Annotated in this window: 21 protein-coding genes, 2 tRNA genes and 1 other RNA gene; 5 read left to right on the top strand and 19 right to left on the bottom strand. The window is 62.3% G+C overall.

All coding sequences use genetic code 11. From position 1 onward, the window contains the following. Positions 1-33: 33 nt before the first annotated feature. The gene (locus tag ACYQ2U_RS04505; protein WP_459949128.1) at positions 34-873 is read right to left on the bottom strand and encodes an SIR2 family NAD-dependent protein deacylase; all 840 of its coding nucleotides are present in this window, start codon (positions 871-873) and stop codon (positions 34-36) included. A 6-nt stretch (positions 874-879) separates the two neighbouring features. After that, complete coding sequence (gene rnr, locus ACYQ2U_RS04500; RefSeq protein WP_459949246.1) at positions 880-3723, bottom strand: ribonuclease R; 2844 nt, start codon at positions 3721-3723, stop codon at positions 880-882. Positions 3724-3821: 98 nt separating this feature from the next. Here rnr and ACYQ2U_RS04495 point away from each other — a divergent pair. Next, positions 3822-3906 (top strand) — tRNA-Leu (locus ACYQ2U_RS04495). Positions 3907-4114: 208 nt separating this feature from the next. Here the strand turns inward: ACYQ2U_RS04495 and rplI are convergent. The 4 genes from rplI to rpsF are packed head-to-tail and all read right to left on the bottom strand — an operon-like array spanning position 4115 to position 5552. Continuing rightward, complete coding sequence (gene rplI / locus ACYQ2U_RS04490; protein WP_459949127.1) at positions 4115-4564, bottom strand: 50S ribosomal protein L9; 450 nt, start codon at positions 4562-4564, stop codon at positions 4115-4117. 10 nt (positions 4565-4574) lie between these two features. After that, positions 4575-4850 (bottom strand): 30S ribosomal protein S18, encoded by a 276-nt coding sequence (gene rpsR / locus ACYQ2U_RS04485; protein WP_459949126.1) that lies wholly within the window; start codon positions 4848-4850, stop codon positions 4575-4577. A gap of 2 nt (positions 4851-4852) precedes the next feature. Continuing rightward, a complete protein-coding gene (gene priB / locus ACYQ2U_RS04480) occupies positions 4853-5146 on the bottom strand; it encodes a primosomal replication protein N (RefSeq protein WP_459949125.1) in 294 nt (97 codons plus the stop codon). Positions 5147-5186: 40 nt separating this feature from the next. After that, positions 5187-5552, bottom strand: a complete 366-nt coding sequence (gene rpsF, locus ACYQ2U_RS04475; protein WP_459949124.1) for a 30S ribosomal protein S6 — start codon at positions 5550-5552, stop codon at positions 5187-5189. A 182-nt stretch (positions 5553-5734) separates the two neighbouring features. On the opposite strand from rpsF, the gene ACYQ2U_RS04470 reads away from it, so the two are divergent. Further along, positions 5735-6595, top strand: a complete 861-nt coding sequence (locus ACYQ2U_RS04470; protein ID WP_459949123.1) for an HDOD domain-containing protein — start codon at positions 5735-5737, stop codon at positions 6593-6595. A gap of 58 nt (positions 6596-6653) precedes the next feature. Beyond that, positions 6654-6729: transfer RNA gene (locus ACYQ2U_RS04465), tRNA-Arg, on the top strand. Between the two features lie 86 nt (positions 6730-6815). Here the strand turns inward: ACYQ2U_RS04465 and ACYQ2U_RS04460 are convergent. The 12 genes from ACYQ2U_RS04460 to ACYQ2U_RS04405 all read right to left on the bottom strand — a co-directional run bounded on the left by ACYQ2U_RS04460 (position 6816) and on the right by ACYQ2U_RS04405 (position 15511). Continuing rightward, a complete protein-coding gene (locus ACYQ2U_RS04460; RefSeq protein WP_459949122.1) occupies positions 6816-7220 on the bottom strand; it encodes a ClpXP protease specificity-enhancing factor in 405 nt (134 codons plus the stop codon). 76 nt (positions 7221-7296) lie between these two features. Continuing rightward, positions 7297-7893 carry a glutathione S-transferase N-terminal domain-containing protein gene (locus ACYQ2U_RS04455; protein WP_459949245.1) on the bottom strand — a complete coding sequence of 199 codons (597 nt, stop codon included), beginning with the start codon at positions 7891-7893 and terminating at the stop codon, positions 7297-7299. Positions 7894-7991: 98 nt separating this feature from the next. Then, the gene (locus ACYQ2U_RS04450; RefSeq protein ID WP_459949121.1) at positions 7992-8702 is read right to left on the bottom strand and encodes a cytochrome c1; all 711 of its coding nucleotides are present in this window, start codon (positions 8700-8702) and stop codon (positions 7992-7994) included. Then, positions 8702-10015: a cytochrome b gene (locus tag ACYQ2U_RS04445; protein WP_459949120.1), complete on the bottom strand. Its 1314-nt coding sequence runs from the start codon at positions 10013-10015 to the stop codon at positions 8702-8704. The genes ACYQ2U_RS04450 and ACYQ2U_RS04445 overlap by 1 nt, the downstream gene beginning before the upstream one ends. Positions 10016-10018: 3 nt before the next feature. After that, positions 10019-10615, bottom strand: coding sequence for a ubiquinol-cytochrome c reductase iron-sulfur subunit (petA, locus tag ACYQ2U_RS04440; protein ID WP_459949119.1), 597 nt, complete (start codon positions 10613-10615; stop codon positions 10019-10021). A gap of 202 nt (positions 10616-10817) precedes the next feature. Continuing rightward, a complete protein-coding gene (gene recR, locus ACYQ2U_RS04435; RefSeq protein ID WP_459949118.1) occupies positions 10818-11414 on the bottom strand; it encodes a recombination mediator RecR in 597 nt (198 codons plus the stop codon). Further along, positions 11414-11743 carry a YbaB/EbfC family nucleoid-associated protein gene (locus ACYQ2U_RS04430; RefSeq protein ID WP_459949117.1) on the bottom strand — a complete coding sequence of 110 codons (330 nt, stop codon included), beginning with the start codon at positions 11741-11743 and terminating at the stop codon, positions 11414-11416. Before ACYQ2U_RS04430 ends, recR begins: the two co-directional genes overlap by 1 nt. Positions 11744-11763: 20 nt before the next feature. Further along, positions 11764-13377 carry a DNA polymerase III subunit gamma/tau gene (gene dnaX, locus ACYQ2U_RS04425; protein ID WP_459949116.1) on the bottom strand — a complete coding sequence of 538 codons (1614 nt, stop codon included), beginning with the start codon at positions 13375-13377 and terminating at the stop codon, positions 11764-11766. 30 nt (positions 13378-13407) lie between these two features. After that, positions 13408-13506: signal recognition particle sRNA small type (gene ffs / locus ACYQ2U_RS04420), an RNA gene on the bottom strand. 18 nt (positions 13507-13524) lie between these two features. Then, positions 13525-13848 carry a YkgJ family cysteine cluster protein gene (locus ACYQ2U_RS04415; protein WP_459949115.1) on the bottom strand — a complete coding sequence of 108 codons (324 nt, stop codon included), beginning with the start codon at positions 13846-13848 and terminating at the stop codon, positions 13525-13527. A 3-nt stretch (positions 13849-13851) separates the two neighbouring features. After that, positions 13852-14859: an inorganic phosphate transporter gene (locus tag ACYQ2U_RS04410; protein ID WP_459949114.1), complete on the bottom strand. Its 1008-nt coding sequence runs from the start codon at positions 14857-14859 to the stop codon at positions 13852-13854. Positions 14860-14872: 13 nt separating this feature from the next. Next, positions 14873-15511, bottom strand: a complete 639-nt coding sequence (locus ACYQ2U_RS04405; RefSeq protein ID WP_459949113.1) for a DUF47 domain-containing protein — start codon at positions 15509-15511, stop codon at positions 14873-14875. Between the two features lie 125 nt (positions 15512-15636). On the opposite strand from ACYQ2U_RS04405, the gene ACYQ2U_RS04400 reads away from it, so the two are divergent. Beyond that, positions 15637-16809 carry a DUF2863 family protein gene (locus ACYQ2U_RS04400; RefSeq protein WP_459949112.1) on the top strand — a complete coding sequence of 391 codons (1173 nt, stop codon included), beginning with the start codon at positions 15637-15639 and terminating at the stop codon, positions 16807-16809. A 53-nt stretch (positions 16810-16862) separates the two neighbouring features. Here the strand turns inward: ACYQ2U_RS04400 and ACYQ2U_RS04395 are convergent, their stop codons facing one another. Next, positions 16863-18287, bottom strand: a complete 1425-nt coding sequence (locus ACYQ2U_RS04395) for a D-amino acid dehydrogenase (RefSeq protein WP_459949111.1) — start codon at positions 18285-18287, stop codon at positions 16863-16865. On the opposite strand from ACYQ2U_RS04395, the gene msrB reads away from it, so the two are divergent. Continuing rightward, positions 18171-18563 (top strand): peptide-methionine (R)-S-oxide reductase MsrB, encoded by a 393-nt coding sequence (gene msrB, locus ACYQ2U_RS04390; protein ID WP_459949110.1) that lies wholly within the window; start codon positions 18171-18173, stop codon positions 18561-18563. The genes ACYQ2U_RS04395 and msrB overlap by 117 nt on opposite strands.

The raw sequence follows: 18563 nt of genomic DNA, 5'->3' as shown, positions 1-18563 counted from the left end.
TCGAGAGGCCGGGAGTCTACCCCAGCCGTTCCATCAATTCGATAAAAACCCGCAAGCCAACAGCCCTTGCCGCAGAGCGGCCAAGCCGGCGGCCGCGCCCAGGGGCACGCCCACGGCCCGCTCGCCCCGAACGGCCGCTTCCCGGGGATTGATGCGGACCAGCGCCCCACCGTGGTATTCACCGTAGCGCCGGGCCGTGGGAATGGCCGTACCCGCCCCCAGTTCGATCACCACCAGGCGCTTGCCCACTTCGGCACACCAGTCCTCCAGCCGGGCTTCCTGGCGATCGGTACGGGTGCTGATCCAGCCGCCGTCACCGAACATGAGAATGTTGGGCCGGGCCAAGGCACCGCAGTGGGGACAGCGCGGCAGGGGCGAGGTCATGCGGCAATGGTCCGCGTCGATCTCGGGCCGTACCTCCTGCGCCGACCAGATGGCGTCGCTACAACCCTCCAGACATTGCAGATGGTGGATAGAGCCGTGGCACTCGGCGATGCGCAAGGGATCGAAGCCAGCCGCCTGGAACTGCCCGTCCACGTTGCTGGTGAACACTGCCACGCCACAGGGCAGGCAGTCGCCGATCTCCCGCAGCACGGCGAAACCGCCGTGGGGTACCGTGGCCCGGTAAAGGGCCAGGCGGTGGCCGTAGAAACCCCAGGCCAGTTCGGGCCGGGAATAAAAGTTGTCCGGTGCGGCGATCTGTTCGAAACGCATGCCCGCCCGACCCAGGGCCGGATAGGCCCGCCAGAAGCCTTCCGTGCCACGGAAATCCGGCAGGCCGGAATCGACGCCCATGCCGGCACCGGCGGTCACCAACAAGCCATCGGCCTGGGCGATGAACTCCACAGCCCGGGCCAGGGCGTCCTGCGTCACGGGCCGTCAGGCCTTGCGACCACCGGTCTTCTTGGCAGCCGTCGCCTTGCCGGCGGTTTTACCCGACGACTTCGCGGCGGTCTTGGCCACCCCCTTGGCAGCGGTTTTGGGAGCAGCCTTAGTGGCCGTCTTGGCGACAGCGGTCTTGCCTGCTTGCGGGGATTTGGCCTTGGCAGCGGTTTTTGCCGGCGCCTTGGCCATTGCCTTCTTGGCGGGGCTGGACGCTGCCGCCTTCGCTGGACTGGCCTTGGACACCTTGGTCACGGCGGTCGCCTTGACCGGCTTGGCTGCAACGGCAGAGGCAACGACAGGCGCAACGGCGGGGGTCGCCCCGGCAGACTTCGGTGCCTGAAGCAGGGCCGCCCTCGGCGCTGCCTTCTTCGGTGCGGCGGATGGCAGCGGAGAGTTCTTGACCGAAGCCGAGGTTTTGGCAACCACGGTCTTGGCCGCTGTTTTCTTCGGCTTGGCTGCAACCGTCTTGGCCGTCTTATCCACCGCCGGCTTGACGGCGACCTTGGCCACTTTGGGGGCCTTGGTCTTGGTCTGGGGCGCCGCCTCAGACTTGGCAACCTTGGTCGGTTTCGCCGCCTTGGCCACAACAACAACCGGCTCGACCACGGCCGTCGGCTTGGCCTTGGCCGGCTTGGCGGCCTTGCCGACCGCTTCCAGCGGGGGAGCCACCACGGCAGGAGGCGCCTCGCCGAGGAGGCGGAAGTCGATCTTGTTGTTGTTCATATCCACCCGCACCACCTGGACCTTGACCCGGTCCGACAGGCGGTAACGCACGCCGGTACGCTCGCCCAGCATGGCGTGATGGGTGGCGTCGAACTTGAAGTAATCGCGTCCCAGTTCGGACACATGCACCAGGCCTTCGATGAACACGTCGTCCAGGGCGACGAAGATGCCGAAGGGCACCACCGAGGAAATACTGCCGGTGAATTCCTCGCCCACCTTGTCCTGCATGTAGAAGCACTTGAGCCAGGCTTCCACGTCCCGGGTCGCCTCGTCGGCACGGCGCTCGGTCATGGAGCAATGGAGGCCGATGTCGCTCCACTCGCCCGGCGCGTACTTCCTCTTGGCCAGCACGGCCTTGATCGAACGGTGCACCAGCAGGTCGGGATAACGACGGATGGGCGAGGTGAAGTGGGTGTAGCGTTCGTAGGCCAGGCCGAAGTGGCCCACGTTGTCCGGGCTGTAGATGGCCTGGCGCAGGGAACGCAGCATCACGGTTTGCAGTAGGGCCTTGTCGGGACGATGCTCGATGAGCTCCATCAGCTTGGCGTAATCCTTGGCGCTGGGCTTTTCGCCGCCGCCCAGGGGCAGACCGAAGGTGCCGAGGAAGTCCCGCAGCTTGGTCAGGCGCTCCGGCGTGGGACCTTCATGCACACGATACAAGGTGTCCTGCTCGTGCTCGTGAAGGAATTCGGAGGCACAGACGTTGGCCGCCAACATGCACTCCTCGATCAGACGGTGGGCGTCGTTACGCTCGTAGGGCTCGATGCGCTCGATCTTGCCTTGATCGTCGAACACCATGCGGGTCTCGGGCGTATCGAAGTCGATGGCACCGCGCTTTTCCCGTGCCTTGACCAGCAGGCGGAACAGGGCATCGAGGGCCTCCAGGTTGGGCAACTGCTCGGCGAGTTTCTGCCGCGTGGCCGGATCGCGGTCATAGAGGGCGGCGGCCACTTCGGTATAGGTCAGGCGGGCATGGGAGAACATCACCGCCGGATAGAAGCGATAGCGCTTGACCTCGCCATTGGCGGCGATGGCCATGTCGCACACCATGCACAGGCGCTCGACGTTGGGATTGAGGGAACACAGGCCGTTGGAGAGCTTTTCCGGCAGCATCGGGATGACCCGGCGCGGGAAATAGACCGAATTGCCCCGGTCGTAGGCATCCTGGTCCAGGGCCGAACCGGCGGTGACGTAGTGGGACACGTCGGCAATGGCGACGATCAGGCGGTAGCCGCCCTTGCCGTCCTTGCCTTCCCGCGCGCAATACACGGCATCGTCGAAGTCCCGTGCGGTTTCGCCGTCGATGGTGACCAGGGGCAGCTTGGTGATGTCCTCCCGGTCCTTCCAGTCGCTCTTGCGCACCTCGTCAGGGATTTTCTTGGTCTGTTCCAAGGCCTCCTTGGAAAACTCGAAGGGCAGGTCATGCTTGCGCAGGGCAATTTCGATTTCCATGCCCGGGTCGGCATAGTTGCCCAGTACCTCGACGATGCGGCCGATGGGCTGGGACTGCTTGCTGGGCTGCTCCAGGATTTCCACCATCACCACCTGGCCGTCCTTGGGGTGAAGCGCCTTGCGGTCACCCTTCTGGGGCGGGGCGATCAGGATGTCCTGGCTGATGCGGCGATTCTCAGCCACGGCGAACCAGACCCCGTGTTCCTGGAACACCCGGCCCACCAGGCGGGTATTGGCCCGCTCGGTGACCTCGACGATCTTGCCCTCGGGACGGCCACGGCGATCGACGCCGATAACCCGGACGATGGCCTTGTCGCCGTGCAGCACCTTTTCCATTTCCTTGGGCGAGAGGAAGATGTCCTCGCCGGCTTCCTCGGGGATCAGGAAGCCAAAGCCATCCTGGTGCCCCTGCACCTTGCCCCGGACCAGATCGGCCTTGTTGGGAATCAACCAGTCGTCGCGGCGGTTTTGCATCAGCTGGCCGTCGCGGGCCATGGCGCCCAGGCGGCGCTGGAACAGGTCGCGTTCATGACCCTCCACATCCAGCAGTTCGCACAGCCGCTCAAAGGAAACCGGTACGCCCTCCTGCTCGCCCAACACCTGAAGGATGTACTCCCGGCTGGGCAGGGGATGGGGATAGTTCTTCAACTCCCGCTCGAGCATGGGGTCTGCACGGCGGATGGGGGACAATTTTTTAATCTTCTTGTTTGACAATTTTCATTTTTCCTATAGAATTCGCGCCTCTTTGATTTGCCAGCAATGCCCAGGTGGCGGAATTGGTAGACGCACTAGTTTCAGGTACTAGCGGGTAACTCCGTGGAGGTTCGAGTCCTCTCCTGGGCACCAAGCAAATCAAAAGCAAAGACCCCGACATTGCTCGGGGTTTTTTGTTTTCCGGGTTCCGCCACGCGGAACTGACACCGGAACACGGACCTCGATCCAGGTCCGCATTCTACCCGCGGAGCCCTGCCCCGCCCGGTAAAACACCCCAGACGACAAAAGAAAAGGGCCGCCCGCAGGCGGCCCTTGGTTTCCTGGCGAGGAGAACAGTGGATCAGTGTTCGCCCAGCACGGAAACGGTGATGTTGGCCACCACGTCGGTGTGCAGGGCCACTTCCACGGCGTTGTCGCCGATCATCTTGAAAGGACCGTTGGGCAGGCGCACGGCGGCCTTTTCCACGTCGAAGCCCTGGGCCTTGAGGGCCTCGGAGATATCGGCGTTGCCAACGGAACCGAACAGACGGCCATCCACACCCGCCTTGCGGGTGATGGTGACGGTCTGGCCTTCGATCTTGCCGGCCAGGGCCTGGGCAGCGGCCAACTTCTCGGCCTGGGCCTTTTCCAGCTCGGCACGACGCTCTTCGAACACCTTCTTGTTTTCCTCGGTGGCGCGCTTGGCCTTGCCTTGGGGGATCAGGAAGTTGCGGGCATAGCCGTCCTTGACCTTGACGATGTCGCCCAGGCCGCCGAGGTTAACCACTTTTTCCAACAGAATGATTTGCATGGCGGACTCCTCAGGCGTTGTGCAGGTCGGTGTAGGGCATCAGGGCCAGGAAGCGGGCGCGCTTGATGGCGGTGGACAGCTGACGCTGGTAGCCGGTCTTGGTGCCGGTGATGCGGGCGGGCATGATCTTGCCGGTTTCGGTGATGAAATCCTTGAGGATTTCCACGTCCTTGTAGTCGATCTCTTCGATCTTCTCGGCGCTGAAGCGGCAGAACTTGCGACGCTTGAACAGGCTGCGGCCCTTGTCGTCCTTACGCTTGGCGCCAGCTTTGGGTTTGAAAGCCATTTTCAGTTTCCTTCAATAAATTCGATGGTTATCACATGCAATACCGGGTTTCGGCTCTTCAGGCTGCGGACGGCGAGAAAACCGCCGACTTTCACCTGCTCCATGCCGGTCCCCGGCTTGAGGGCTGCGATCAGGTTGGCCACCGGGCCCAAAGCGATGCAGGGCATTTCGCATTCCACCTTGCGCAGAGCTTCCGCTTCCATTTGCTCCGACTGATGCAACAGTCGAAACTCGATGACGGGAATGCCTGCGGGTGTATGGCGTAAAGCGCCCCGCTCCAGAACCATCCCCGACAATCGCGTCAGGTTGGTCGGACCGGTGTCACCCCTTGCTGCTTCAGGCAGCGGCAGCCTCCGCCTTGGGTTCGGTCAGGGACTTGGACTTCTCTTCCTTCATCATGGGGGAAGGAGCGGTCACGGCCTTGTCCATCTTGATGGTCAGGTGGCGCAGCACGGCGTCGTTGAACTTGAAGGAGTTCTCCAGTTCAGCGAGGGTTTCCTTGCTGGCTTCGATGTTCATCAGCACGTAATGGGCCTTGTGCACCTTCTGGATGGGATAGGCCAACTGGCGGCGACCCCAGTCTTCCAGGCGGTGGATGATGCCGCTTTGGCCGGTCACCAGCGTCTTGTAACGCTCGATCATGGCAGGCACCTGCTCGGACTGGTCCGGATGGACGATGAATACGACTTCGTAATGGCGCATGTAATCTCCTTTTGGCTCGATTGCTTAATGAGCTCCCCCGCATGCGAACGGGTGGAGCAAGGTGGAAAGGGGCGGGATTCTACGGGTTTTATTCGGCTAATTCAAGGTTTTTCAAACACATCCATCGTGCAGAATGTGCTGAGCGTCCTGTACGCTCCTAAAAACATCATAAGATTGGCAGCATGATCGAAAAGCCCTTCAGCACCCTGGAAGACTGGGTCCAGTTCTACTGTGACGCGGACGTCCCCGTCCTGCGCCACACCATGCAGGAACTCACCCAACTTCGTGAGAATGCCGAAAACGTCAACGGCAGGGCCTTGGCCTCCATTGTGCTCAAGGACCCGCTGATGACGATGCGGGTGTTGCGCTATATCGAGTCCCATCGCCAGGCCCGGCAATTGACGGACATCACCACCATCGAGCGGGCCATCATGATGATCGGCATCACCCCGTTCTTCCGTGACTTCGCCGAGTTGCCCCTGGTGGAAACCCAGTTGGCAGCCTATCCCCAGTCCCTGTTGGGACTGCTCAAGGTCATCAACCGCAGCCGCAAGGCCGCCCATTGGGCCAAGGAATGGGCCATTCTGCGCCACGACCTGGACGTGGATGAAATCACCGTCGCCACCCTGCTGCGCAACGGTGCCGAAATACTGATGTGGTGTTTTGCCCCCACCTTGGCGTTGAAGGTCAAGGCCCTGCAAACCACCGACAAATCGATCCGCTCGTCCGTCGCCCAACGCCAGATCTACGGCGTCACCCTCAATGAACTGGGGCTAGCCCTGGCCCGGGACTGGCACCTGCCCGAACTGATCACCTCGTTGCTGGACACCAGCCAGATGCGCAATCCGCGGGTACGTAACGTCCTGCTGGCGACGGACTTGGCCCGTCATTCCGCGCTGGACTCGGACCACCCCGAAATCGCGGAAGACATCCAAGCCATCAGCGAACTGCTCCATCTCAACGTGGAAACGATACAGCGCAAACTGGGACTGGATGAGAACAACCGCCCCCTCCCGCCCCCGCCCAAGCGGGAAAGCACCTAGCAAAATCCCTGGCCCCAGCGCTGACGAAATGGCAACAGAGGCTACAATGGCGCCCCTTGCCCTGGTAGCTCAGTGGATAGAGCAACCCCCTCCTAAGGGGTAGGTCGGACGTTCGATTCGTCTCCGGGGCGCCATCTCCTCCCCGCACAGGACAGTGACCGTGCGGGTGCAGCCAAACCTGGGCGGTGCGCCCAAACAACGACAAACAACAGAACGTTTTTTATTTGACCCGCGTCAGATGGGAGCGGGGCTTGCCGTCATCGCCAGCGGGCGCTTCCTGAACCGGTGCGTCACTTTCGATGGAGGCCTCGCCGGAGGTATCTCCCGCAGCGGAATGGGCCTCGGGCTCAACCTCGAAAGCCATGCCCTGGCCGTTTTCACGGGCATAAATGGCAGCAACGCAATCCACCGGCACGGAAATGGGGAAAGCTCGGCCATTGAACCGCGCTTGAAAGGTGATGAGATCGTTGCCGATCATCAATTGATGCGTGGCCTCTTGACCAATATTCAAGACGATCTGGCCATCACGCACATGTTCGGCCGGAACGCGGGTCCGACCATCCACCGCCACCTGCATATAGGGCGTGAAGCCCTGATCGGTGCACCATTCGTAAATGGCGCGCATCAGGTAGGGTTTGGTGGAAATCATGGGGATTACAGAGAGTGAAAACGGGGCCGCCTCAACAGCGGCCCACGCTTTCTCAGCGACGCATGATCTTTTCGGAAGGCGTCAGGGCATCGATGAAGCCTTGACGGGAAAAGATGCGTTCAGCGTACTTCATCAAGGGCGCGGCCGTTTTCGGCAACTCGATGCCGTAATGATCCAAGCGCCACAACAGCGGGGCGATGGCCACGTCCAGCATGGAGAAATCCTCGCCGAGCAGATGCTTTTGCTTGGCAAAAATCGGCGCCAGTTCGGACAGCCGGTCGCGAATATGCTGCCGCGACTTGTCTGCCGACTTCAGGTTCTTCTCCAGGGCGTCGATGTGGCTGAACAACTCATGCTCCATGGTGAACAGAAGCTGGCGCGCCTTGGCCCGGGTTTGCGGATCCGGCGGCATGAGCTGCGGATGAGGAAAACGCTCATCGATGTATTCGTTGATGATGTTCGACTCGTACAGCACAAGATCCCGATCCACCAGCACAGGCACCCGGTTGTACGGGTTGATGACGGCGATATCCTCCGGCTTGCCCAACAAGTCCACGTCGATCACCTGGAAATCCATCTGCTTCTCGTACAGAACGATTCTGCAACGATGGCTGAACGGGCAGGTCGTGCCCGAATACAGGTTCATCATGGTACTCGTACCCCAGGAGTAATCGGCATCACGCACCACCTTACGTGCAGACGGTGCGCTCATTTCTCGATGCCCCATAGTCATTTGATCAATTCAGATTAGTGAACGTCTTTCCAGTATTCGCGTTTCAGCGCATACGTGAAGACGAAAAGTACTGCCAGACCGGCCAGCAGAATCCAACCCAGGGTCTTGCGCAGTCCGGAAACGGGCTCGCCCATGTATTGCAGGTAGGCCACCAGATCAGCCACGGCCGCATCGTATTCCTCGGGCTTGAGCTTGCCGGGCTTGGCCAGGGTCAGTTGATGATCCTCGCCCAACACCTGCTCGCCCTGAAGCTCCCACAGCACGTGGGGCATGCCCACGTTTTCGAACACCAGGTTGTTCCAGCCGGAGGGACGATTGCTGTCGCGGTAGAAGGTGCGCAGATAGGTGTACAACCAATCGGGGCCGGTACCGAACTCGGAGGCACGGGCACGGGCGATCAGGGTCAGGTCGGGCGGCGCGGCGCCGAACCAGACCTTGGCGTCTTCACGCTGCATACCGATGCGCATCAGCTCGCCGGTCTTCTCGGCGGTGAACAGCAGGTTGTCCTTGATCTGCTGCTCGGACAGACCGATGTCCTTCAGGCGGTTGTAACGCATGTAGGAGGCGGAGTGGCAACCGAGACAGTAATTCACGAACAGCTTGGCGCCGTTTTGCAGGGCGGCCACGTCGCCGGACTTGTCCGGTGCCTTGTCCAGGTGGAGTTCCGCACCGCTCGCCCAGGCAAAGAGGGGAGCGAAGAGCAATGCAACAAGTAGCTTTTTCATTATCCAGTCACCCTTTCCGGTTCGGCTTTGCACTTGTCGGACTTCGACCACCAAGGCATGGAGAGGAAGTAAGCGAAGTAATAGACCGAGAAAATCTGCGCCACGGGAGCGCCGGGAATCACGCCAAAGAAAGCGTAGGAAGGCGGCTTGGTGCCGAGGAAACCCAGGATCAGGAAGCCGACCACCCAAATGCCCAGCAGGGTCTTGTAGGTGTTGCCGCGATAGCGGATGGACTTGACCGGGCTACGATCCAGCCAGGGCAGGAAGGCCATGATCACCACACCACCACCCATCGCCACCACGCCCCAGAACTTGGCGTCGATGCCCAGCAGGGGATAGGTCACGGCACGCAGCAGCGAATAGAAGGGCGTGAAGTACCAGACCGGGGCGATATGGGGAGGCGTCTTCAGCGGATCGGCGGGGATGAAGTTGTTGTACTCCAGGAAGTAACCGCCGAATTCGGGCATGAAGAAGATCACGATGGTGAACACCATCAGGAACACCACCACGCCGACGATATCCTTCACTGTGTAGTAGGGATGGAAGGGAATGCCGTCCAGGGGAATGCCCTTTTCGTTCTTGTGCTTCTTGATTTCCACGCCGTCGGGGTTGTTGGAACCCACTTCGTGCAGGGCGATCAAGTGAGCCGCCACCAGGCCCAGCAGAACCAGGGGAATCGCGATCACGTGGAAGGAGAAGAAACGGTTCAGGGTCGCGTCGGACACCACGAAGTCGCCGCGGATGAACACGGAGAGATCGGGCCCGATCAGGGGGATCGCGGAGAACAGGTTCACGATCACCTGGGCGCCCCAGAAGGACATCTGACCCCAGGGCAACAGGTAGCCGAAGAAGGCTTCCGCCATCAGGCACAGGAAGATGCCGATACCGAACAGCCAGATCAGTTCGCGGGGCTTGCGGTAGGAACCGTAGAGCATGCCGCGGAACATGTGCAGATACACCACCACGAAGAAGGCGGAAGCGCCGGTGGAGTGCATGTAGCGGATGATCCAGCCCAGGGGCACGTCGCGCATGATGTACTCGACGCTGGCGAAAGCCACCGGCACGCCGGAGGCGTTCAGGGCGGCATCGGGCTTGTAGTGCATCACCAGGAAAATACCTGTGACGATCTGGTTAACCAGCACCAACAGGGCCAGGGAGCCGAAGAAGTACCAGAAATTGAAGTTCTTGGGCGCGTAGTACTCGGACAGATGCTCCTTGTACAGGGTCATCAGGGGGAAACGGGCGTCAAACCACTCCAGCGCGTTTCCGGCGAGGCTACCGTCCGACTTGTATTTTTCAGCAGTGCTTGCCATGGATCAGGCCCCCTTCTTGTCTTCGCCGATGAGAATCTTGGCATCGCCCAGGTACATATGGGGCGGCACTTCCAGATTGTCGGGCGCAGGCTTGCTCTTGTAGACGCGACCGGCCAGGTCGAACGTGGAACCGTGACAGGGGCAGAGGAAACCGCCAGCCCAGTCGGGGGTCACACCGGATTCGGCGCCGGTCTTGAACTTGTCGGTGGGAGAACAGCCGAGGTGGGTACAGATGCCGACCACCACCATGTACTCAGGCTTGATGGAACGGTATTCGTTTTGCGCGTACTCGGGCTGCTGCTTGCGCTCGGAGTTGGGGTCGGACACCAGTTCGTCGGTCTTCTTCAGGGACTCGAGCATTTCCGGCGTGCGGTGGATGATCCACACCGGCTTGCCGCGCCACTCGACGGTCATCATCTGACCGGGGGCAAGTTTGCTGATATCGGCCTCGACCGGAGCGCCGGCAGACTTGGCGCGTTCGGAAGGGGCCATGCTGGCGAGGAACGGCACTGCCGCCGCTACGCCAGCCACGCCGCCTGCGGCAGCGGTGGCAACGAGCAAGCGCCGCCGACCGCAATCCACTTTATCGTCACAGCTCATGGTGGGTATCCCTGAAGATGGAAAGACGAGAATCGGGCAAGCCCGAAACGAAACCGCCAGATTATACCGGAGTCAGCAGGGCTATTAAAGCCCTTCGCCATAGGAAGCCGCCGCCAGAGCCTCCAACGACGCCCGATCCTGCCGAAATTTCCTGAATAGACAGGGCGTTGCAAACCTTGCCCGGGATAGCGGCCGATAAGGCCTAGTAGCGGCGGCGCTCGATCAGGGCCTGGGCGACCGTTGCTGCGTCGGTGAACTCCAATTCGCCCCCCACCGGCACGCCCCGGGCGATGCGGCTGACCCGGATGCCCCGGGGCTGGAGCATTTCGGAAAGATAATGCGCCGTCGCCTCCCCTTCGTTGGTGAAGTTGGTGGCCAGGATGACCTCTTTCACCAAGCCGTCGCTGGCGCGGGCCAACAGGTTCTCGAAAGCCAACTCGCGGGGACCCACGCCGTCAAGGGGGCTGAGCCGCCCCATCAGCACGTAGTAAAGGCCATTAAAGACGTGGGTCTGCTCCATGGTGTTCAGATCCACCGGCATTTCCACCACGCACAACAAGGAAGCATCCCGCTTGGGGGACGAACAGCGCTCGCAGACTTCGGTTTCGGCGAAACTGTTGCAGCGGGTGCACCGGCGCAACTTCTGCAAGGCACCGGTCAGCGCCAGGCCGAGACGATTGGCCCCTTCGGGGTCATGCTGCAACAGGTGGTAGGCCATGCGCTGGGCCGACTTGGGGCCGACCCCGGGCAAACAGCGCAGCGCCTCGATGAGTTCCTCGAGGCTGTTGGGAAGCCTCATCAGAAAGGCAGCTTCATGCCCGGAGGCAGGTTGAGGCCGGCGGTGAAGGCACCCATCCGTTCCTGGGTGGTCGCTTCCACCCGGCGATTGGCGTCGTTCAAGGCGGCGGCGATCAGGTCTTCCAGCATTTCCTTGTCGTCCATGACCGATGCGTCGATGGAAACACGGCGCACGTCGTGCTTGCAGGTCATCACGACCTTCACCGCACCGGCACCAGACTGACCTTCCACCTCAAGGGAAGCCAGTTCTTCCTGGGCCTTGGCCATGTTCTGCTGCATTTGCTGGGCCTGTTTCATCAGGCCGGCGATGTTGCCGAAACCACCTTTCATGGGGCAATACTCCTGAGTCGCTAAATCGGTTTAATGGTTGATTCGTCGATGGTGGCGTCGAACATGTCCACCACGTCGCGCACGAAACTGTCGCCCTCGATGGCCGCGATGGCCTGGTCCTGACGCTCACGCTGGGCATTCCTGGCCCGCTCGGCCGGCGTTTCCGATTCGGTGTCGGCCAGATTGATGGTCAGTCGCAATTCGGCGCCAAGCAAGGATTGCAGCTCGGCCTGCAATTTGTCCTGCTGCACCGGACCGAGCAGATGCTTATGGGCGGGCGCCAAGCGCAGCACGACCGAAGTACCGGACCGGTCCACCAGTTCGCAGTGGTGGGCCAACTGGCGCACCATCCCGCTCAAGTTCATTTGTTCCAGCCATTGGTGCCAGGTATCCACACCGCCGCCAGCAGCGGGCTCGCGCCTGGCTGCCGAAGGAGCGGCAGCCGCCGCAGGCGCCGGTGCTGCGGCCACCGGCGCAACCACGGGCTGAGTCGGCACCGGGCGCGGGGCCGCCGCGCCGGGCAGGGGCTTTTGTGCCGGCGCACGTCCACCACTGTCGGGGCGAAAAGCCACCAAACGCAGCAGGGCCATGGTGAAGCCGGTGTATTCATCGGGCGCCAGGCCCAGATCATCCCGTCCCTGGACGGCGATCTGGTAACAGAGCTGCAAAAGCTCGGGATCGAAACCTTGGGCGTAAGCCTGCAACCGCTCCCGCTCCGCGCCGTCCGCCAACGCTTCCGGGGCGAATTGCAAAAGGGCGATGCGATGGAACAGGGTCGCCAACTCCTGGAGGGCGGAATCGAAGCTCAGGCTGCGGCCTTCCATGCTGTCGGCGACGGCCAGAAGTGCCGGCGCATCGCCGACCATCAGGGCATCGAGCAGGGCATACAGATAGTCGTCGCCGACCGTGCCCAGCATGTTGCGCACCCCCTCCTCCTCCACCTTGCCGGCGCCATGGGCGATGGCCTGGTCCAGCAGGGAAAGCGCGTCACGCATGCTGCCGGCGGCGGCCTTGGCCAGATGGCGCAACGCAGCCGGCTCGAACGCCACGGCTTCCTGGCCGAGGATGTTGGTCAGATGGTCGATGATGTGCCCCATGGGCATTTGCTTGAGGTTGAACTGCAAGCAACGGGACAACACCGTCACCGGGATCTTTTGCGGATCGGTGGTGGCGAGAATGAACTTGATGTGCTCCGGCGGCTCTTCCAGGGTCTTCAACATGGCATTGAAGGCCGAATTGGACAGCATGTGCACTTCGTCGATCACATAGACCTTGAAGCGACCACGGGTCGGCGCATAGGTGGCGTTTTCCAGCAACTGCCGCATCTCGTCGACGCGGGTGTTGGTGGCCGCATCAACCTCGATCAGGTCGACGAAGCGGCCGCCATCGATTTCGGTACACGCCGAACAGACGCCGCAGGGGGTGGCCGTGATGCCGGTCTCGCAGTTGAGGGACTTGGCCATGATCCGGGCCAGAGTCGTCTTGCCCACCCCCCGGGTGCCGGTGAAAAGATAGGCGTGGTGCAGGCGCTGCTGTTCCAATGCATGGGTCAGCGCCCGCACGACATGTTCCTGCCCCACCAACGTGGCAAAAGACTTGGGACGCCACTTACGGGCGAGGACTTGATAACTCATGCCGTCGCGGGATAGGAAAAGAAAGGGAAAGGTGGCGAGCCTGACCCCCGGCACTTGCAGTAAATGGCTGTGGCTGCTGCCTTCCGGCCCTGACCAGGTTCACCACCCCGCAATGCGGGGAGACCCGCCACGGCGAATTCTAACAGATCAGAGGGGGGGCAAACCGTGACGACGACGGGCATCGTTGCAGGCATCGTCGGCACGCCCCAGGGCCGCCAGGGGAGCGAAATCGCGACAGGGACTGGGGCGGAATTCGTAAATGGCGCAGCCCACCTCGCGCCCGATCTCGCCACGCAGGGCAACGCAGCGGACCGGCGACTGCCCCGTGCCCTTCATGCAGGCCATGGTGGATGTCACCTGCTCCGCCAGGCCGGTGGGCACGCAGCCTCCGGGAAATTCGTCCAACTCTCCGCAATAGAAGGACACGCGGTAGGTGGCACAACAGGCACCGCAAGACTGACAGGGATTCACGACTTACAGCAGCAGCATGCCCACCCACCAGGCCAGGGCCGAAATCAGCGCGCTGGCGGGAATGGTCAACACCCAGGCCCAGACGATGCTGCCAGCCACGCCCCAGCGCACATTGCTGGCGCCACGGGTGGAACCGACGCCGACGATGGCACCGGTGATGGTATGGGTGGTGGACACGGGAATCCCCAGGGCCGTGGACATGAACAGCGTCAGCGCACCGCCGGTTTCGGCGCAGAAACCGCCCACCGGCTTGAGTTTGGTGATGCGCTGGCCCATGGTCTTGACGATACGCCAGCCGCCGAACAGGGTACCCAGACCCATGGCGGTGTAACAGGCGACGATCACCCAGATGGGGACGGGGGCATCGGCACTGCTAAGACCGGAAGCCATCAACAGCATCCAGATGATGCCGATGGTTTTTTGTGCGTCATTGCCGCCGTGCCCCAGGCTATAGAGGGAGGCGGACAGCAGTTGCAGGCGACGGAACAGCTTGTCCACCTTGCGCGGGGTATAGCGGTTGCACAACCAGGCCACCGCCAGCATCAGCAGGGAGCCGAGCAGGAAGCCCAGCACCGGCGCGACGAAAATGAAGGCCACGGTCTTGCCGATGCCCTGCCACTGGAGGGCGCCGGGGCCGGCCTTGATCAGCGCCGCTCCCACCAGGCCGCCGATCAGGGCATGGGAGGAACTGGACGGAATGCCGTAATACCAGGTGATCACGTTCCAGGCGATGGCCCCCACCAAGGCGCCGAACACCACGTGGTAATCGACGATGGACGGATCGATGGTGCCCTTGCCGATGGTGCTGGCGACCTTGAGCTGGAACAGGAAGACCGCGATGACGTTGAACACCGCGGCCCAGGCCACCGCTTGGTGCGGCTTGAGCACGCCGGTGGAGACGACCGTGGCGATGGAGTTGGCGGCATCGTGGAAGCCGTTCATGAAATCGAACAGCAGCGCCAGGGCAACCAGCAGAAAAACCACCCACAGCGTGGCGTTGAGACCCGTCATGGCCGGACCCCGCTCAGGCGTTTTCGAGGACGATGCCCTCGAGGATGTTGGCCACGTCCTCGCAGCGGTCGGTGATGGTTTCCAGCAGCTCGTACACGCCCTTCATCTTGATCAACTGACGCACGTCGGCCTCTTCGCGGAACAGCTTGGCCAGGCCGTGGCGCATCACCCGGTCGGCGTCGGATTCGAGTTGATCGATCTCGGCACAGGTGCGCAGGATGGTGGCCGCGTTGTCCATGCTGGACAGCAGGTTCACCGCGGTCTTGACCCGCTCGCAACAGGACACGCAGATGTCGGTCAGACGAATCGCTTCCTCGGTCAGCTTGCGCACATCGTAGAGGTGCATGGTTTCGGTCACGTCCTGGATCAGGTCCAGGATGTCGTCCATGCGCACGATCAACTGGTGGATTTCGTCCCGGTCCAGCGGCGTGTTGAAGGACGTGTGCAGCAGCGCGATGGTGTCGTGGGTGATCTTGTCCGCCTTGGTTTCGGTTTCGTCGATGGCGCGGGAATGCTGGGACTGGATTTCCGGCCCCTTGCCGATATCGGCCACCAGGGAAGCAAATTGGTGACTGCCTTTCACGACCAATTCGGCATGGGCATTGAACAAATCAAAGAACTTGCCTTCCTTCGGCATCAACTTGGAGAACATAGGCGTTTTGCTATGAAATAAAAATGTAATACGCGAAGTCTACCAGCGGCCCGCACTTGCTGAGTTGCTAAAATGGTCGGCTGGCGTTTTCAAACGCCCATTTCGACCTCAGGCCGTCCATTCCCATGAAGCGAATCCGCCCTTTCCGCTCGTCCCGTGCCACGCCCGATCTGGATGCCCTGCTCCGAGACGCCCGCGCCCTGGGCCTTTCCTCCAGCCGCCTGGAGGACGCCTTCTGGGAACAGCGCTTGACCGCCAAGTTGGACAGCCTGCTGCGGGCCGGCAACGACGAAGCCCTCAACACAGCCCTCGACCAGCTCTATCAAAGCGGCGACCGGGGCTACGAAGCCCTGGCCGACCTGCTCGAGGCCCGGGCCGAAAGCCACACCACCGACGGCGAAAGCGCCGACGACCTGCTGCTGATCGCCATCCCCGTCCTGGCCTGGTCCCGCTTTTCCATTCCCTCCGGCGCGGTGCCGGCCGCGGCGCTGAACACCATCCGGGTGCAATGCCAGGCCCACATCCTTGCCGAGGGCGTCCGCCTCGGCCTGGCCGACGTCTTGTTCAGTCCGGACCAACTGCCACCGGGCTTTTCCGCCACTGCCCGTTTCACCGGACAACTGGGGAAAATGGCGCAAAAAGGGCAAAACCTCCACGTGGACGCGGGTCAATTGCCGGAAACCATGAATTTCCTCTCGGACACCCGCTATCTGCTGGCGGTGGCCGCCGTTCCCCATGGCCAGCCGATTTTCCGCTGGCAGGAAACCGATGGCGACCAGGAAGAATGCCGCCGCCAATGGCAGGCCCAGGGCGGTGAGGCGCTGCGCCCGCTGTTCACCGGCTGCGCGCTGGAAGCCCTGCTGCCCCTGGCCTTTTTCAGCGCCTGCCGCGAAGCGGACCGGGCCGCCCGTCCCTTCGCCATTCAATCCTCGGTGGCCTACCTGAGCACCGCGCTGTCCCGCGAAGCGGCGGCTTTCCAGGCCGTCGTGGCCCCTTTCCACGATGAACGGGGCCTCTTGGAATACCGGATCGGTTTTTCCCTGGACGATCCGAGCAAGGTCATCCATGGCGTCGCCTGGCCCCTGCTCGACGGCGAAGATGAAAACACGGACATTCCCGGCCAGATCGACACCCTGTTGCGGGAAGCCGGCGTCACCCACCTCACCACACTGGATCACCGTTTCCCCGCCGAATACTGCGAGGATTGCGGCACCCCGCTCTACCCCAACAGCGAAGCCGAGCCGGTGCACGCCGAAATGCCGGAAGAGGACAACCACCATCCTCGCCATCTGCACTGAGACAGCGTCTCCAAGACAGCCGGCAATGCCCCCCCTAGGCGCGGGGCCGGGAACTAGGGGCGATAGCGTGTCGGATCCAGGGCCGGAGGCCGGCCACTGACCAGATCGGCCAGCAATTGGCTGGAACCGCAAGCCAAAGTCCAACCCAGGGTGCCATGACCGGCATTGAGGAATAGGTTGGCATAGCGAGTCGCTCCGACCAGGGGCACGTTGCCCGGCGTCGCCGGTCGCAGCCCCGCCCACTCTTCCACCTCTCCGGCGGGCTCGATCTGGGGAAACACCTCCCGCGTCCGGGCCTTCAAGGCCTCCAGCCGCGCCCGGTTGAGGCTCGTGTCGTAGCCGCAGAACTCCGCCGTGCCGGCCACCCGCAAACGCTGCCCCAGGCGGGAATAGACCAGTTTGTAGCCGTCGTCGGTCAGGCTGACCGTGGGCGCCTGGGCATCGTCCGCCAAGGGGATCGTGATGGAGTAGCCCTTGGCCGGGTAGATCGGCAGGGACAAACCAAGGGGCGCCACCAGCAAAGGCGCGTAACTGCCCAGGGCAACCACGTAGGCATCGGCCTGGAGAGACGCTCCCTCCGCCAGCAACACGCCGTCAATACGCCCACCCTGGGCAGACAAGCCACGAACGACGGTATCGAAACGGAACCGTACCCCCAGCTCGGCGCAATGGCGGGCCAAGGCCTGGCTGAACATCCGGGCATCGCCCGACTCATCGTCGGCGGTGTAGGTGCCGCCGACGATGCGCGGCGCAATATGGGCCAGCGCCGGCTCCAGGGCCAGGCACTCGGCGCTGGAAACCACCTGGCGCCGGCAGCCGAGACGGGTCATCAACTCGGCCTGGGGCACCGCATGTTCGAATTCCCGAATATCCGTGTAGAAATGCAGGATGCCCTTTTCCAACTGGTCGTACTCCAGGCCCAGCTCCTGGCGCAGGGTTTGCAGGCAGGCGCGGCTATGCAGCCCCAACGCCACCAGGGCCTCGATGTTCTGCCGGGTACGACGCGGGCCGCATTGGGCCAGGAAATGCAAACCCCACCGCCACTGGGCCGGGTCCAGGCGAAAACGCCAGAGCAGGGGGGCATCCTCCCGCCCCAACCAGCGCAGCAGCTTGGTGAAAACTGCCGGATTGGCCCAGGGCTCCGCATGGCACACCGAAATCTGGCTGCCATTGGCGAAACTCGTCTCCAAACCGGGCTGGGGCTGACGGTCCACGACCGTCACCTCATGGCCGGCCCGGGCCAGATACCAAGCCGACGTGACACCGATGACGCCGGCCCCCAGCACGACTACGCGCATTGCTTGCTGCCTCCGATGGGATACCTTCGCTATATGGTAACGTGACGAACCAAGGAGTTCCCCATGAGCGAGAGAGAAAAAACCGCCGACGAATGGCGCCGCCAGTTGAGCGAAGAACAATACCGGGTCACCCGGGAAAAAGGCACTGAACGCCCTTTCACCGGCCAATACTGGGACCACTGGCAGGAAGGCCGCTATCATTGCGTCTGCTGCGGTACGCCCCTGTTTGACTCCACGGTCAAATTCGACGCCGGCTGCGGCTGGCCCAGTTTTTCCGCCCCACTCCAAAACAGCGACATCGCCGAACACCAAGACCACAGCCACAACATGCATCGCGTCGAGGTCACCTGCCGCAAGTGCGGCGCCCACCTGGGCCACGTCTTCGACGATGGCCCCGCCCCCACCGGCCTGCGCTACTGCATCAACTCGGTCTCCCTGGATTTCAAGAAAAAATAA

The organism is Denitratisoma sp. agr-D3, assembly GCF_054658675.1.
This window is presented reverse-complemented; position numbering and strand designations above follow the sequence as displayed.